At 48.8% G+C, this 15,578-nt stretch carries 13 protein-coding genes, 1 pseudogene and 1 riboswitch; of the genes and pseudogenes, 9 read left to right on the plus strand and 5 right to left on the minus strand.

The genetic code is table 11. From position 1 onward, the window contains the following. Positions 1-136 precede the first annotated feature (136 nt). Positions 137-322, plus strand: a riboswitch (cobalamin riboswitch). A gap of 146 nt (positions 323-468) precedes the next feature. The 5 genes and pseudogenes from IX315_RS04275 to IX315_RS04295 all read left to right on the plus strand — a co-directional run bounded on the left by IX315_RS04275 (position 469) and on the right by IX315_RS04295 (position 5,577). Next, a complete protein-coding gene (locus IX315_RS04275) occupies positions 469-1,590 on the plus strand; it encodes a DUF5074 domain-containing protein (protein WP_211835938.1) in 1,122 nt (373 codons plus the stop codon). A 9-nt stretch (positions 1,591-1,599) separates the two neighbouring features. Then, on the plus strand, positions 1,600-3,672 hold the full coding sequence (locus IX315_RS04280) for a TonB-dependent receptor (protein ID WP_134849598.1): 2,073 nt from the start codon (positions 1,600-1,602) through the stop codon (positions 3,670-3,672). A gap of 311 nt (positions 3,673-3,983) precedes the next feature. Continuing rightward, positions 3,984-4,604, plus strand: a complete 621-nt coding sequence (locus IX315_RS04285; RefSeq protein ID WP_211837210.1) for an IS3 family transposase — start codon at positions 3,984-3,986, stop codon at positions 4,602-4,604. Between the two features lie 11 nt (positions 4,605-4,615). Further along, positions 4,616-4,987, plus strand: a pseudogene (locus tag IX315_RS04290) (transposase); the annotation flags it as partial. A 107-nt stretch (positions 4,988-5,094) separates the two neighbouring features. Further along, positions 5,095-5,577: a hypothetical protein gene (locus IX315_RS04295; protein ID WP_018358092.1), complete on the plus strand. Its 483-nt coding sequence runs from the start codon at positions 5,095-5,097 to the stop codon at positions 5,575-5,577. A 73-nt stretch (positions 5,578-5,650) separates the two neighbouring features. Here the strand turns inward: IX315_RS04295 and uvrB are convergent, their stop codons facing one another. Together uvrB and IX315_RS04305 are read right to left on the minus strand one after the other, a co-directional pair. After that, positions 5,651-7,786, minus strand: coding sequence for an excinuclease ABC subunit UvrB (gene uvrB / locus IX315_RS04300; RefSeq protein WP_211837211.1), 2,136 nt, complete (start codon positions 7,784-7,786; stop codon positions 5,651-5,653). A gap of 117 nt (positions 7,787-7,903) precedes the next feature. Beyond that, positions 7,904-8,611: a peroxiredoxin gene (locus tag IX315_RS04305; RefSeq protein ID WP_018358094.1), complete on the minus strand. Its 708-nt coding sequence runs from the start codon at positions 8,609-8,611 to the stop codon at positions 7,904-7,906. A 185-nt stretch (positions 8,612-8,796) separates the two neighbouring features. Between IX315_RS04305 and IX315_RS04310 the strand changes: the two genes are divergently transcribed. Further along, positions 8,797-9,729, plus strand: a complete 933-nt coding sequence (locus IX315_RS04310) for a hydrogen peroxide-inducible genes activator (protein ID WP_211639768.1) — start codon at positions 8,797-8,799, stop codon at positions 9,727-9,729. Here the strand turns inward: IX315_RS04310 and IX315_RS04315 are convergent. From IX315_RS04315 to purN, 3 genes are all read right to left on the minus strand, one after another. Further along, the gene (locus IX315_RS04315) at positions 9,721-10,146 is read right to left on the minus strand and encodes a Fur family transcriptional regulator (protein WP_018358096.1); all 426 of its coding nucleotides are present in this window, start codon (positions 10,144-10,146) and stop codon (positions 9,721-9,723) included. The genes IX315_RS04310 and IX315_RS04315 overlap by 9 nt on opposite strands. A gap of 16 nt (positions 10,147-10,162) precedes the next feature. After that, on the minus strand, positions 10,163-12,109 hold the full coding sequence (locus IX315_RS04320) for a heavy metal translocating P-type ATPase (protein WP_211833277.1): 1,947 nt from the start codon (positions 12,107-12,109) through the stop codon (positions 10,163-10,165). Between the two features lie 118 nt (positions 12,110-12,227). Then, positions 12,228-12,809, minus strand: a complete 582-nt coding sequence (gene purN / locus IX315_RS04325; RefSeq protein WP_018358098.1) for a phosphoribosylglycinamide formyltransferase — start codon at positions 12,807-12,809, stop codon at positions 12,228-12,230. A 154-nt stretch (positions 12,810-12,963) separates the two neighbouring features. On the opposite strand from purN, the gene IX315_RS04330 reads away from it, so the two are divergent. From IX315_RS04330 to IX315_RS04340, 3 genes are all read left to right on the plus strand, one after another. Continuing rightward, positions 12,964-13,212 (plus strand): acyl carrier protein, encoded by a 249-nt coding sequence (locus IX315_RS04330; protein ID WP_018358099.1) that lies wholly within the window; start codon positions 12,964-12,966, stop codon positions 13,210-13,212. A 113-nt stretch (positions 13,213-13,325) separates the two neighbouring features. Then, positions 13,326-14,582, plus strand: a complete 1,257-nt coding sequence (fabF, locus tag IX315_RS04335; protein ID WP_018358100.1) for a beta-ketoacyl-ACP synthase II — start codon at positions 13,326-13,328, stop codon at positions 14,580-14,582. Positions 14,583-14,591: 9 nt separating this feature from the next. After that, on the plus strand, positions 14,592-15,380 hold the full coding sequence (locus tag IX315_RS04340) for a ribonuclease III family protein (protein WP_018358101.1): 789 nt from the start codon (positions 14,592-14,594) through the stop codon (positions 15,378-15,380). Positions 15,381-15,578: the final 198 nt, after the last annotated feature.

A 15,578-nucleotide genomic window follows, 5' to 3' on the forward strand; every position in this document is an offset into this window, starting at 1 on the left:
GCCTCTTTTCAGGCACCAATTCCCCTCCTATAGAGTCCTTTCTAAAGCTCTGTAGGAGGGAAATTTGCATTGCGCAAATACACATTCATTCAATAATCTTAAAGTAAATTGGGAAGTTCCAGAAAATATATTACCTTTGCCAATACAAGAGATGGGGTAAGGGAATTTGGTGCACAAGTCCAAAGCAGTACCCGCTACCGTGATGCTTCCCCTATAGATTAGGGTATCGTGCTATTATAAGCCACTGAGCCGAAAAGGTGCTTGGGAAGGCAATAGTAGAGAAGAGCTAAGCCGGGAGACCTCCCCTTCAATTTGGTGCAATGCGCTTGCACAGAGAGCCGATGACGCCTTCCGGGTGTGGAGGTGCCGTCATTCCAAGGCAGTCGTAGCTGTCTTTCTTTCTCTTTGTAGGTGTTGCGCCCCAAGCGAGTGATAAAGTTTAGTACAACGACAAAAGAAAAGAAAGGCATGAACAAGTATTTCGACAATCTAGCACTCCGCATCGGAGCTTTGTCTCTGATGCTCTTCGCGCTTGCTACCAGCTGCACTCCTAGCAATGACCGACCAACACCAGAGCCGATAAATCTTGAGCCTCCGACTGTGTATGTCATTAATTCAGGCGGTAAGGGCAAAGCTAATGCATCTATAGATGCGTATGCGCCAGACAGGAAGAGGCTTATAAGAGAAGTTTTCAACAAGACGAATGGTATTAAGCTCGGCGATACAGCACAAAGCGGATCCTTCTTTGGCAACGACTTGTACATAGTGGTTGGCAACTCTAATGTCATCTATAGGCTAAACCCTAAGACGATGAAGCGTACCGGTCAGCTCGAGATTGAGAGCCCGCGGTACATCTACTTCGTAAGTTCCGACAAAGCGTACGTGTCTCACTTGGGTTCGGGCGATATCACAATCTTCAATCCCCGGACGATGGAGACAACCGGAAAAATCACTACTTATCAGTCTGCTATTCACGGTGCTGGGAAGTTCGACCTCAGTACGGAGGAGTGGCTAAAAGTAGACGACAAGCACGTACTCGTGAGCTGCTGGAGCAACAATAGCAAGGTACTACTTATCGATACGACTCAGGACAAAGTGGTCAAGGAGATTGAGGTAGGTCTACAACCCAAGAGCATGGACATGGATAAGAATGGTAAGGTATGGGTACTCTGTGAAGGTCAGTCTTGGGTGGGTAAGAACCCTACCATCTGGACGATTGACTCCAAGGTCAACTATGCCGCACATCAGGTTGGTGGGGGGATTACGAAGTTTAAGGATCTTATGTATCCTGCGACTTCGCACCTCAGGATGAATTTCGCTAAGGATGCTTTCTACTTCTTCAATGCACCACACATCTTCAAGATGAGCATTACAGACAAAGAGATTCCGGCTACACCTTTCATCAATATGCCATCTAATTGTAATACCTATTCTCTGGCTGTAGCACCAAATGGCGACCTTTACATCGGAGACAGTAAGGACAACAAACAAGAGGGCACAGTATATAGGTACTCCGCAGATGGTCAGAAGCTCGATAGCTTCTCAGTGGGGGTACTGCCCATCGACTTCGTATTTTACGTCAAGAAATAATTAATCCCAATGAGGCTCTTGCTAGCCATATTTAGTATCGCGTTCCTCGCACTTCCCACAAGTGCAGAGGAGCGTGATACTTTATTGATACAACAGCAGTACAACCTCTCGGAGCTAGAGGTAGTCAGCCGAAGACCGCTCAGCCAAATAGGTGTGATGCAGAGCAAGATAGCGCCACTCGTACTCCACGATAATATTGCGCTCTCTCTGGGAGACGTCCTCACCTACGGAAGCGGTATATTCGTAAAAGAACAAGGGCGTGGGGCACTCAGCACCGTCTCCTTTCGTGGTACAGCTGCCAGCCATACCCGCGTAGACTGGAATGGGGTGGCACTCAATTCACCTACGCTTGGATTTACCGACTTCAGCCTTATACCGAGCTACTTTGTCGATAATGCCGCACTCCTGCACGGCTCTAGCTCTATCAGCCAAGGGGGTGGCGGACTAGGTGGTGCCGTGGTGCTTAATACCGACCTCTCTAAGCTCCCTCACGGGCATCTACTCACCTACACACAGGGCATTGGCTCCTACAAAACCTTCGATGAGTACCTGCGCTACACGTACAGTGGCGAGCAGTGGCAGAGCAGCACCCGTCTCGTAGCCGCCTCTAGCCGCAACGACTTCATCTACACCAATAAAGATGAGTGGGCTGATATCAAGGACGAAGAGGGGAATATCCTGAGTTCGTACCACCCTCGCGAGCGGAATAGCAATGGTGCCTTCCGAGATTTCCACCTACTTCAAGAGCTAGCCTACCAGCCTAATCCCGCCCACCGGATAGGGCTTTCCCTATGGGGCACAAGTAGCTATAGGCAACTACCACTATTGTCGGTAGACTATGGCAATCCCGCCCTTAGGGTCAATGAGAATAGAGAACAGAGCCTACGTGGCGTATTGACCCATAATTATATCGGAGCGCAATGGTCACTGGAGAACCGACTAGGGCATAGTACCTCTTATATCTCTTACGATAATGGCTCCAGGGCAGTGATAGACGGGCCTGTCTCCTACTTTTACCAGACCCGTAGCCTATTGCACAATACCTTTGCCGAGAGCAAAGCCCAGTGGTTTGCAAGCCCTAAGCTCATGCTTAATGGCTCAGCCAAGATAGCGCTACAGCAGGCACGCACGGCAGGCAAGGTACATGCTACGGGCGACCCCGACCTATCCAAAGGACTCCTACACAAGCGAGTAGAGGCGAGCCTCTACCTATCTGCCAAGTATACCCCTACCGACCGTCTCGGCATCTCTCCTGCACTTAGGTTCGAGGTGTATGGCAATCGCTCCACGCCACTTATCCCTGCGCTCTTCGTGGATTACCTCATCTACAAGCCTGCCAACCTAGCGCTGGTAGCTTCGGTAAGCCGTAATTATCACGAACCAACCCTCAATGACCTCTTCTATATCCCTGGGGGCAATCCCAACCTTCGCCCCGAGAAAGGACTTACTTACGATATCGGGCTCACCTATGCCATAGGGAAGAAGGACTGGAAAGTCTCTGGCTCTCTAAATTGGTTCGACTCCAGAGTACACGATTGGATTGTGTGGCTTCCTGCAGGAGGTAGTAGTGCTATTTGGACACCTATTAATTACAACAACGTACACGCCTATGGTATCGAAAGTGCTCTGCAGGGAGCTTATCGCATTAGTCCCAAGGCACAGATAGACCTACAGGTCAACTACTCTTGGACCCCTTCGATTAATCAGGGACCATCCATATTCAACAACGATAGGTCCATCGGCAAACAGCTCGTCTATATCCCTCGCCACTCAGCATCGCTGATTGCGACAGGCACTTACACCTCATGGCGCTTCACCTACAAGTACGCCTACTACAGCGAGCGCTTCACCTCTACAAGCAATAGCCCAAGTAAGCTATATACAGTTGCCCCCTACCACATGCACGATGTCTCGATAGAGAAACTATTCTCTACACGAGCTCTAGACCTAGGGCTCAAACTAGCGGTGAAGAACTTATTTAATGCCGACTATCAGACCGTCATGAGCTATCCCATGCCAGGGCGCAACTTCGAGCTCTTCATCACCATATCGCCTAACTTCAGCCCAAGCCACCACAAGTAACGCCCCAAGTAGCGCTACAGCAAATATTGCCTAGCGCTATCCAGCAACATGAACCGCCAAAGTAGGCAAATTTATCTCCAGGAATAAATTTATTTTTCTGTACCTAGATTCCGCAAATGACAATTAGTTCCATCTCAACTCTCAAATCTAGCACTTTTTGAGTTGTCTAGTTTTTTGGGGAGTATTATACCCTGCCATGGAATATGGAATAGTAGTAGCTGTATAACAATAACCAATAACTATGTAAAAAGAAAGAAAAATGTGTACGTTTGTAACAGTGAAAGAAAAAAACACTAGCCCGTTGTCTATAAATGGGGAGTACTATACAAGTTTCTTTAGCCGGCTTGAGGGGCGATGAGACGATCCAGAGTTTAGCGAAGCGATACGAAGTGAGCCCGAGCAAGATTACAGAATGGATGCGAGAACTTGAGGAGAAAGCAGCACAGGCTTTTGAAAAGCCTTCTGATAGCACCAAAGAACTTAAGAAGATAGAGAGTGAGAATAAGCGACTATTACAGAAGGTAGGACAGCTTACAATAGACTGCGATTTTTTTTGCGACTGCCTGCGAGGATGCAGGACTCAAAGTGAGATAATTGAGATGGAGCGTCAGCGCCCCGCAGGCTTAAGCCGAAATCGTTTCTGTAAGTACATGAAGCTTACCCGTTCAAGCTTGTACTACCAACCTAAGGGAGAAAGTGAGGAGAACCTTGAGGTGATGCGTATCATTGATGAGTACCACACGGAGCATCCCACCTCAGGAGTTGTACATATGCGTGATATGCTGAGACTGAGAGGCTACTCAGTAAATGAGAAGCGTGTAAGGCGACTTATGCGTAAGATGGACATACTGGTAATTTACCCACAGAAGAGCCTCAGTAACGGTACTGTAGCAAGCTCGTACATCCCTACCTACTTAGGGGACTTAAGGTAGAGCGCCCCAATCAGGTATGGTCGACAGATATTTCTTATATCCTTATAGAGAAAGGGTTTATGTACCTCTCTGCAGTTATAGATGTTTATAGTCGTTTTGTGGTGGGTTGGAAACTCTCCAATACGCTTTCAGCTAATAACTGCACCGACCTTGTGAAGGAGTGTGTAGAGCGATATGGATGCCCCGAGATTATCAACTCAGACCAAGGCGTACAGTATACGAGCAAGAAGTGGGTAGAGCTATTAGAGGAAAAGGGAATAAGGATAAGTATGGATGGAAAAGGTCGTTGCAAAGACAATATTTGGATAGAACGCTTCTGGAGAAGCAAGATAGGGAAAGTCCCTATTTCGCAATTTATTAGTATCTTTGCTCCGTTTCGATGACACTCAGAGGAGTGTCACCATGCTCCGAAACTCGGAGGACTCGCTGCCGTACGGTGCTCTATCAAGGGTATTAGGCGACGAGTAAAGTGGTACTTAAATAGATATTTATGAGACTAAAGACTATGTTGTTTGGTCTGCTACCCGTGCTCTTACTTTCGGGCAAGAGCTCCACAACGACTCCCGACAAGGGGTTTAATCCTGGAGAGCAGATACCAAGCATTGTAGTGGAAGGGACGGACATCGGCGGTTCTTTAGCAAGCGAGCCAAAGGCGGTGCTGGTGGTATGGTCGGTTGAAGATGCGACCTCTAGAATGGCCAATACATGGGTAATCAATAACCCTGAACTTCGCAGTGCCAATACTCCTATTTATTCCATCTGTATTGATGGTGATGATAAGGATGCCGACTTCTACTCTAAGATCGACGGTAGCAATGCTCCTATTACCCCCATAGGACTGGAGGGAGAGAGCCAGAAGCAAAGAAGCCTAAGGGAATTGGCTTCCCGTGGATCCAACAAAGTGTATTATACCTCGTATGGTATGATCGAAAAGGTAATCACTAGTGATGAACTTTTCAAAAAGATTCAATAATAAAAGGAGCGGCAAGATGGTCTACTATCCATCTCGTCGCTCCTTTTTCTTTTTTCCCCTTGTAGGACTAGCGCTACTTCTTAGACTTATTACGCTCATGTGCTGTACGCTGATGCGCTACGGCGTCTTTCTTCTTCCGTGCCCGAGCTTCTTGCTCCGTCACTTGGGTCTCATCGCCAAGCATAGCCTGTAGTTCGAAGAGCTGATCTCTATACTGAGCGGCAGAGACAAAGTCGAGCGCCTTGGCAGCTGCCTCCATAGCCTCACGTGTAGATGTTATCTTCTCAGCCAGTGTTTCCTTAGAAAGGTACTCGAAACCCTTCTCCGCAGCGCGCTGCCTATCGGTCTCTACCCGATACTGACGCACCTCCTTAGGCTCAAAGGTTCCACCCTTACTTGGTCCGGTTAGCTCTAGGATAGAAGCACTCTTCTTTATGATCTGCTTGGGCACTATTCCATGTAGCTTATTATAGGCAAGCTGTTTCTCTCGCCTGCGAGCGGTCTCATCTATAGTCAGCTGCATACTTGGGGTGATTCTATTGGCATACATAATCACCATACCATTCACATTACGTGCAGCTCGTCCGGCCGTCTGGGTTAGCGACCTATGATTACGTAGGAAGCCCTCCTTATCTGCGTCTAGTATCGCCACGAGAGACACCTCGGGAAGATCCAATCCTTCACGAAGCAGATTGACGCCCACCAGCACATCAAAGTCGCCCCTCCTAAGTCCCTCCATAATCTCCACCCTTCGGATGGTGACCACCTCGCTATGGATATATTCCGTACGAATACCCTGCTCTGCGAGGTGCTCCGAAAGCTCCTCCGCCATGCGCTTAGTGAGCGTGGTCACCAACGTACGCTCCCCCCGCTCTATACGCAGGTGTATCTCATGCACGAGGTCGTCAATCTGATTCTTCTCGGGGCGCACCTCTATGATAGGGTCGGGTAGACCTGTAGGGCGAATAATCTGCTCTACAATCATGCCGCCACTCTCCTCTAGTTCGAAATCGGCAGGAGTAGCACTCACATAGATGGTACGATCCGTAAGCGCCTGAAACTCGGGGAACTTCAGTGGTCTATTATCTATAGCGGCAGGAAGACGGAAGCCATAGTCTACGAGGTTGGTTTTTCTAAACTTATCCCCCTCGTACATACCCCTCACTTGAGGGATAGTCACGTGGCTCTCGTCTATTACGAGCAAGAAGTCTTTAGGGAAGTAGTCGAGTAGGCAATAGGGTCTTTCGCCTGCAGCACGCCCATCGAAGTAGCGAGAGTAGTTCTCAATACCATTACAATACCCTAGCTCTTGGAGCATCGTCACATCGTTGGTCACCCTTTCGTACAGCCTTGTTGCCTCCTCGGAGCGTCCCATCTTGTGGAAGAGCTCTACCTGCAGCTCCAAGTCCGCCTTTATCATCTGTATGGCCCGCTCCGTCTGCTCCTTGGTGGTCACAAATAAATTGGCAGGATAGATCTGCACCTCATCGAGGGCACTCATCTCCGTCATATCTAGAGGGTTGACACAGCTTATGCGTTCCACCTCATCGCCCCAGAACTCTATTCGGTATGCCATCCCCTCATAGCCCTCCACGGCAGGGAATATATCGAGGGTATCTCCCTGATTACGAAAGGTACCAGGCTTAAACTCCGCTCTATCATGTATGTAGTGGGCGTTGACTAGTTTCCGAAGAAATTCATCGCGCTCTATCTCCTCCCCCACACTGATATCGATACGCTGAGAAGCGTAGTCATGGGGGTTCGCCATACCATAGATACAGCTCACACTGGCAACGACAATGACATCCTTGCGCCCCGAAAGGAGAGAGGCGGTGGTCTTGAGGCGCAGCTTCTCTATCTCGTCATTGATAGACATATCCTTCTCGATATACATATCATTGCTAGGGAGATAGGCTTCGGGCTGGTAGTAGTCGTAGTAACTGACAAAGTACTCTACTGCATTATGGGGGAAGAAGGTCTTAAACTCTCCATAGAGCTGAGCTGCGAGCGTCTTATTATGGCTCAGTACCAGCGTAGGCATCCCTAACTCCTTCACCACATTTGCCACAGTAAAAGTCTTGCCCGACCCTGTCACGCCCAATAGGGTCTGCTTGTGCTGCCCAAAACGGATACCCTCCACGAGCTGCTTGATCGCCTCGGGCTGATCGCCCATCGGTGCAAATTTAGAAACTAGTTCAAACTCCTTCATAGACTACAAAGATACTATTTTACTTCGGCTCACGGCTTACTTCTTGTGCCCTAGAAAAAGGAGGTTATGCAGAGCATGCCTGCATAACCTCCTACACTCTATACTTGTGGGTATAAATTATTTCTTATAGAGTGCCTTATTAATCTGCTCCTCAGAGAGCTGCTTAGTACATAGGTACCAGTCGTAGCACTTAAGGTCTGCTTCCTTACCCTGCATACGATCTCTAGCTACACCGCAAGAGCCTGCAGTAGGCTGGATAACCTCAGCACCTGGCTGCCAATCTGCTGGTAGAGCTACACCGAACTCGTCAGCTACCTGAAGACCCTTGAGTACACGTACAATCTCATCGAAGTTACGACCGAGCGCAGCTGGATAGTAGATAATGGTACGGATCTTATCCTGTGGGTCGATGAAGAACACCGCACGGCTTGCCTGAGTGCTATTCTCATTTGGGTGAATCATACCATAGGTCTTAGCAATCTCCATGGTGATATCCTCTACGAGAGGGAACTCTACCTCGATATCCTTCATCCCATTGAACTCTAGGTCCTTGATGCCACGTAGCCAAGCGATGTGACTATAGAGACCGTCGATAGAAAGACCTACAAGCTGAGTATTGAGGTCGGCAAACTCCTGCTGCCTCTTGCCGAAGGTCATAAACTCAGTAGTACATACTGGTGTAAAGTCGGCTGGGTGGCTAAATAGGATCTTCCACTTACCTTGGAAGTCTTCAGGGAAGTTGATCTCGCCCTGAGTAGTTTTTGCATGAAATGATGGTGCCTTATCACCAATCCTTGGCATTGTATAAACCTTCTCCTGTTCCATAATTCTTTCTTTTATAGTAGTTATGTTATTAATTACAGCACAAAGGTATCTCTCTTTATTAGGACTACCAACAGACTGAAGCTATACCATTATAGATAAAAACTATACCCCAACGGCAAGCCCCGTCTACAGCACCTTTTGGAGAGATAAGCAAAAGGTGTATATTTGTATAAATAAAGATAGATATGACACTACAACAACTAGAATACCTCCTTGCGCTATCCCGCACGCGACACTTTGGCAGAGCAGCCGAGGAGTGCGACGTAACGCAGCCCACACTGAGTGCGATGATTTCCAAACTGGAGGACGAACTGGAGGCTAAGCTCTTCGATCGCAAACAAACACCTCTCGGTATCACCCCTATTGGCGAAGCGGTAGTAGCACAAGCCGAAGTGGTTCTACGCGAGTCAGAGAAACTACTCGGCACCGTCCGCGAGTCGCAAGGCTCTCTCACAGGCACCTTTCATATAGGCATCCTACCTACCATAGCACCCTACCTACTCCCTCGCTTCTTTCCTCAGATGATGCGAGAGCACCCCGAGCTGGATATAAGGATAACGGAGATGAAGTCGCCTCGTATCAAAGAAGCGCTTCTCAGAGGTGAAATAGATGCAGGTATCATGGCGGATATCGGGACTACAGATGGGTTTGGGATCACAGAGCTATTCTACGAACAGTATTTTGCCTACGTCTCAGAGCGAGATGAGCTATTCAAGGTAAATAGAATCAAAAGTAGCGACCTTGCAGGTAAATCTTTGTGGTTGCTAGAGGAGGGACACTGTTTCCGTGACCAGCTGGTTCGGTTCTGCCAGATTAAGGAAGCATCAGCAAGCCAAAGAGCTTATCATCTGGGCAGTATAGAGACTTTTATGCGCATGGTAGAAGGAGGGCGAGGAGTTACCTTTATACCCGAATTGGCAATAGACCAGCTCTCCCAAGAGCAAAAGCGCCTAGTGCGTCCCTTCGCTATTCCAGTACCTACCCGAGAGATTATGATGGTCACGCACCCTCACTTTATCCGCACACGCCTTAGGGACTTCTTAGTAGAGAAAATCTGTAAGAGCCTGCCCAAGGAGATGCTCTCCCCTCATCGCCAAAATAGTGTATTGCTAAGGTAGACGCCACTGTTTCTTATTGCAATGCGGGCATACCCCCTTAATAATGAGGGTATAGCCACCTGCCTTGTACCCCTCAGGCAAAAGCAGTTGGCTATAATCCAGCGACAATCCATCGAGGCATATCGTCTCGCCACACACCTCGCACGTGAAGTGTGCGTGGCTGTGCTCGTGCGACTGATTGACCGCATACTTAGCTATTCCACTACCATCCTGTATCTGATGAATCAATCCCACCCCAAGGAATAGCTGTAGGTTGCGAAAGATACTACTCTTATCCACCGTTACCAGCTCCGTCTCTAAGTCGTTCAGACTCATCGCAGTGCTTGCCTCCTCCAAGGCTCTATAGAGGAGATGACGCACGGGGGTAATACGCACGCCAAAGTGGTCTAGCAATCTTGTTAGTCTCTCCTTATCCATAGCACTCCTCCATTCCTTACACCTTAGACTTATAGGCGAGCGCTCTCAGGGCATTGAGCACCACGAAGAGTGTCACCCCTACATCGGCAATCACCGCAAGAGTTAGCGAAGCAAACCCAACTACCGCCAGTAGCATAACGAGGAACTTAAAGCCGAGGGCAAAGCTAATGTTTTGCACTACAATTTTGTGGGTATAGCGAGAGATATCTATGGCTTGGGGCACCTTCAGGGGGTCATCGCTCTGGATAATCACATCGGCAGCCTCTATCGTGGCATCGCTACCCATGCCGCCCATGGCAATACCCACACTACTCAGCTTCATTACTGGAGCATCATTGAGCCCGTCGCCTACAAAAGCCACCTTATGCTCGGCTAGTAGCTCCGCCACTGCCTCCATCTTATCGTCTGGCAGTAGTCCACCCCTAGCATCGGCAATACCAACCATTCGGGCAGTCTCTACTACGGCTTCCATCTTGTCCCCTGAGAGCATCACGACATGGGTCGTGCCTGCCGCCCTCAGAGCCTCTACCGCCTCGGTACTATTAGGCTTAAGCACATCGGAGAGTACCACCTCCGCAACCAATCGTCCATCTATGGCAAGCAAGATTACGCTTGCACCCCCTACCCCATGGGTACTGATGTCATGGCGCTCCAGTAGACGGTCACTCCCCACCAGCAATCGTTTGCCCGACGCACTTACCGCCTGTAGCCCTAAGCCAGGCAACTCCTCTACTTGCGCTACCTCTGCTGGCTCTACCCCCTCGGCATATCGCTGAATAGCCATCGCCATTGGGTGCGTACTCCGAGCCTCTAGGGCGAGGAGATAACCTAGTGCCTCTTCGCGTGAGACCCCTTCAAGGAGTCGGAGGTCTTTGACCTCGAAATGTCCCTCGGTGAGTGTACCAGTCTTATCGAAGACTACCGCTTCGACCTTCCTAAGCTCCTCCAGATGAATAGCCCCCTTCACCAATAGACCGTGCTGGCTCATAGCTCCTAGCCCACAGACATAACTAAGCGGCACACTAATCACCAAGGCACAAGGGCAAGAGACAACCAAAAAGACCAATCCCCGATAGAGCCATTCCTGGAATTCGTAAGCCGAACCTAGTACAAGCCAAGGCAATAATACCACGAGCACCGCTAAGGCAAACACAATGGGAGTATACACCTTTGCAAATCGGCGGACGAAACGCTCAGTCTTGGGCTTATGCTCGGCAGCTTCCTCCGTCATCTTTAGTATCTTAGCTAGGGTACTATCTTCATACGGCTTAAGCACCTCAATATCTATCGGCATACGGCTCACCAAGCTTCCTGCCAAGACTTCCTCCCCCGCTTCTAACTCTACCAGCATACTCTCTCCGGTGAGGGACGATTGATCCAGCACCGCCACCTCACTGAGTAGTCTACCATCCAGCGACACGCGTCTACCAGGTGCCACACGTAGGATATCGCCCACGCGAGCATCTGTAGCAAGTATCTCACGGGTTGAGCTTCCCTCTACGAGCTGTACCATATCGTTTCGGACATCCACAAGCTCGGAGATGTTATGGCGCACCTTACCTACCGCCTTAGCCTCGAGGTACTGACCCAATTGATACAAGAGCATCAGCAAGACAGCTTCACAGTGCTGACCTATGGCAAAAGCCCCGACAGAGGCAACCACCATTAGGGTACACTCATTAAAGTAAGACCGCTCGTGGCGTATCAGGCTCCACCCTTCGAGCATTACCGGAAGCCCTACTGGGAGAAAAGCTATCATTAGAGCAATGCTCTTCAGCCACTCTACCCCCCACCACTCGAAGAAATACGACACCAGCGCAGTCAATAGCAAGATAGCAACCGAAACGTTGACTCTCCTTAGTCCTTTGGAACTCTCATCATGATTATGGGTAGCCTCCGTACCACAAGTACTATTACTAGCACAGCCACAAGCACAGCCGCCACTACAGTTTTTATCACTCATAAATCCTCCTATCAATATTATCTTTCCACAAAGATAAGGACACTACCTTGCAACTCATTTGCAACTTACTTGCCACAGAGAACCAACCAGCTAATCCTCCTCCGACTTCCCTAGGACTTCAACCTAGTTCATTGACCCACCGAACCACCACAGGAGCGAAGTAACAATGCTCCAGCTTCATTACCTTCTGCTGAATCTGCTCCGCCGTATCGTGGATAGGGTCTATCACTATACTCGCTTGGAATAAAGTTGTCCCACGGTCATACTCCTTATCTATCACGTGTATAGTGATGCCCGACTCCGTTTCCCCAGCTGCTTTCACAGCCCTATGGACATGCATCCCATGCATCCCCTTACCGCCGTACTTAGGGAGGAGTGCCGGGTGAATATTGACTATCCTCTGAGGATAAGCCTCTAGTAGAAACTCTGGGATTAGTCTCAAGTACCCTGCCAAGACAATGGCATCTATGCCATATTGCTTCAAGAGGGGCAAGAACACGCTAGGGGTGCTTAGTTCCTCACGCGTAAGGCAGTGGCTCGGGATGCCGAGCTTCTTGGCACGCTCCAGTACATAAGCCTCTGGTTGATCACTCACTACGCAAGCTATCTGCACCCCTGCTTGTGGGTGCTCACGTAGATACTCCGCAATTTTCTGCATATTCGATCCACTTCCTGAGGCAAATATCGCTATCTTCTTCATCTCAAATAAAGTTAAATGTGCACACTCATATATTGCCTGTGCATTATTTTTTATATCTTTGCTCCGTAGTTAACAGAGATGTATGCTCAAAGATAGCTACTTTTGTGGATAAGTAATAAGATTGAATATTGATAACTACTAAGTAAGATTAACTATGGCAAATCAAGAAATTGCTGCTAAGGTAAAGGAGATCATCGTAGACAAGCTAAACGTAGATGCTAGTGAGGTTACAGAGGCTGCTAGCTTCACCAACGATCTTGGTGCTGACTCACTTGATACCGTAGAGCTAATCATGGAGTTTGAGAAGGTTTTTGATATCACTATCGAGGACGAGGTATCTCAGAATATCCAGACTGTAGGTGATGCTATCCAGCACATCGAGGAGGCTCTTGCTAGCAAGTAAGCAGTAAGCTTATATAAAAGTGTTCCCTGGGGATAACGCCCTTGGGAGCACTTTTATTCTTAAATAGCAAAGATATTCAGATAACAAGTATACAATTATCATTACAGATATATATGGAGCTTAAGAGAGTAGTAGTGACCGGACTAGGCGCTATCACACCTGTAGGCAACGATGCGCCTACCACCTGGGAAGCACTTAAAGCAGGCAAGAGCGGTGCAGGGACAATCACCCTGCTGAATACCGAGAAACACAAGACACAATTTGCCTGCGAGGTAAAGGACTTCGACCCCAATAAGCATTTCGACCGCAAGGAGGCACGCAAGTATGACCGCTACACCATGTTCGCCCTAGTAAGTGCGGACGAAGCGATCAAGGATTGTGGTATCGATCTAGAGCAAGCCGATAAGAACCGCATAGGAGTTATCTTCACCAGCGGTGTCGGTGGTATGAAGACCTTCGAGGAGGAGGTCATGGGCTACAACGAAGAGCGTGGTCCTCGTTTCAGCCCTTTCTTTGTGCCCAAGATGATTGCCGACATGGCTGCGGGTCAGATCAGCATGGCTTATGGTTTCCATGGTCCTAACTACGCTACAGTATCGGCCTGTGCGTCTAGTACCAATGCCATCATCGATGCGTTCAATCTGATTCGTCTAGGCAAGGCCGATATGATTCTGAGCGGTGGTGCCGAAGCGCCTATCACCATAGCAGGTCTAGGTGGCTTCAATGCCATGAATGCACTCTCTACCCGCAACGATGACCCTCAGGCGGCTTCACGCCCATTCAGTGCTAGTCGTGATGGTTTCGTGATGGGCGAAGGAGGCGTTACCCTAGTGCTTGAGGAGTACGAGCACGCCAAGGCTCGCGGTGCCAAGATCTATGCAGAAATGATTGGTAGCGGTCTATCTGCCGATGCCTACCACCTCACAGCGTCTCACCCAGAAGGGCTAGGCGCAAAGCTGGTGATGCTCAATGCGCTTGATGATGCTGGGCTCAAGGTAGAGGACATAGACTATATTAATGTACACGGTACCTCTACCCCTGTTGGCGATATTAGCGAGGTGAAAGCTATTAAGAGCGTATTTGGTGACCACGCCTACAAGCTCAACATCAGCAGTACCAAGTCTATGACCGGTCACCTCCTAGGAGCAGCTGGAGCCATAGAGGCGATGGCATGCGTGATGGCCATCAAGGACGGTGTGATTCCACCAACTATCAACCATGCCGATGGTGATGAGGATGAAGAAATAGATTATAAGCTCAACTTCACCTTCAATGTAAAGCAAGAGCGTCCTATCAAGGTGGCTCTATCCAACACCTTTGGCTTTGGCGGCCACAACGCTTCTGTAATATTCAAGAAGTACGAAGAATAAGCAACACCTATGGGCATAAGAGCCATACTAACTATAGTTCGGAAAAGGGTGCGCAAGCTCGCCACCCCTTTCCGAAAGAAAGAGGTACTAGAGGGGAATCCCAAAACACTCCGCCACATAGCGTTGGAGAAGATGATGGGCACAGAGATAAGTAATCCTCAGATATACTCTCAGGCTCTTACCCATCGTTCGTACGAAGGTGCTGGAGGTATGCGGAGCAATGAGCGACTAGAGTACCTTGGCGATAGCGTGGTGAGCCTAGCAGTAGGGCATACCCTATATGAGCTCTATCCTGATGAAGCCGAGGGGACACTCACGAGTATCCGCTCCTATCTCGTGAATAGGCAGAATATGAATGCCACTGCAGCAAAGCTCGGACTAGATAAGCTCATCTACGCAGATAGCGGCGTCACACTCAAGGGCGCAGATGTGATGGGCAACACTCTGGAGGCTCTAATAGGTGCCATGTACTTGGATAAAGGGTACGACTTTGCGGCTCAGTTCGTCCGTTCCAACCTGATTGTCTCCAAGAACAATGTACGTGTGGTAGCCAAGAAGGAAGAGGACTACAAGACTGAGCTCATTATCCTGATGCAGAAGGAGAAGGTAGACTACGAGTTTGTACACCTCGATACCAACTTCACCAAGGAGCAGGGCTTTATCCACCGTTGCGAACTAAGAATAAACTTTCCTACCGGGCAGATGTGTACCGTGGGTGTGGGTAATTCTAAGAAGAAAGCACACCAAAACGCATCGAAAGAGGCGCTTCGGCGTATCGAGAAGATAAGAGCGAAGTAATTTCTCTAGATTGTGATAAATAAATTTGGAGGCAGCTATGCGGATGTTGATATTCGTGTAGCTGCTTTGTCTTTATAAGTTCTGTCCTCTCCTGAAATAGTAGACACATTGAGTTAGCAAAATCATGGATAAACAAGTAACAATTAGGTATCGTCAGCCGGGGATTGCGAAGTTTCCGTCGATGGAAACAAAAGTTTC

This window comes from Porphyromonas levii (assembly GCF_018206105.1).
Lineage (GTDB): Bacteria > Bacteroidota > Bacteroidia > Bacteroidales > Porphyromonadaceae > Porphyromonas_A > Porphyromonas_A levii.

What these genes read in the sequence shown, in the direction of transcription:
- IX315_RS04275 (WP_211835938.1), top strand. Translation starts at nt 469, where the DNA reads ATGAACAAGTATTTCGACAATCTAGCACTCCGCATCGGAGCTTTGTCT.
- IX315_RS04280 (WP_134849598.1), top strand. Translation starts at nt 1,600, where the DNA reads ATGAGGCTCTTGCTAGCCATATTTAGTATCGCGTTCCTCGCACTTCCC.
- IX315_RS04285 (WP_211837210.1), top strand. Translation starts at nt 3,984, where the DNA reads ATGGGGAGTACTATACAAGTTTCTTTAGCCGGCTTGAGGGGCGATGAG.
- IX315_RS04295 (WP_018358092.1), top strand. Translation starts at nt 5,095, where the DNA reads ATGAGACTAAAGACTATGTTGTTTGGTCTGCTACCCGTGCTCTTACTT.
- uvrB (WP_211837211.1), bottom strand. Translation starts at nt 7,786, where the DNA reads ATGAAGGAGTTTGAACTAGTTTCTAAATTTGCACCGATGGGCGATCAG.
- IX315_RS04305 (WP_018358094.1), bottom strand. Translation starts at nt 8,611, where the DNA reads ATGGAACAGGAGAAGGTTTATACAATGCCAAGGATTGGTGATAAGGCA.
- IX315_RS04310 (WP_211639768.1), top strand. Translation starts at nt 8,797, where the DNA reads ATGACACTACAACAACTAGAATACCTCCTTGCGCTATCCCGCACGCGA.
- IX315_RS04315 (WP_018358096.1), bottom strand. Translation starts at nt 10,146, where the DNA reads ATGGATAAGGAGAGACTAACAAGATTGCTAGACCACTTTGGCGTGCGT.
- IX315_RS04320 (WP_211833277.1), bottom strand. Translation starts at nt 12,109, where the DNA reads ATGAGTGATAAAAACTGTAGTGGCGGCTGTGCTTGTGGCTGTGCTAGT.
- purN (WP_018358098.1), bottom strand. Translation starts at nt 12,809, where the DNA reads ATGAAGAAGATAGCGATATTTGCCTCAGGAAGTGGATCGAATATGCAG.
- IX315_RS04330 (WP_018358099.1), top strand. Translation starts at nt 12,964, where the DNA reads ATGGCAAATCAAGAAATTGCTGCTAAGGTAAAGGAGATCATCGTAGAC.
- fabF (WP_018358100.1), top strand. Translation starts at nt 13,326, where the DNA reads ATGGAGCTTAAGAGAGTAGTAGTGACCGGACTAGGCGCTATCACACCT.
- IX315_RS04340 (WP_018358101.1), top strand. Translation starts at nt 14,592, where the DNA reads ATGGGCATAAGAGCCATACTAACTATAGTTCGGAAAAGGGTGCGCAAG.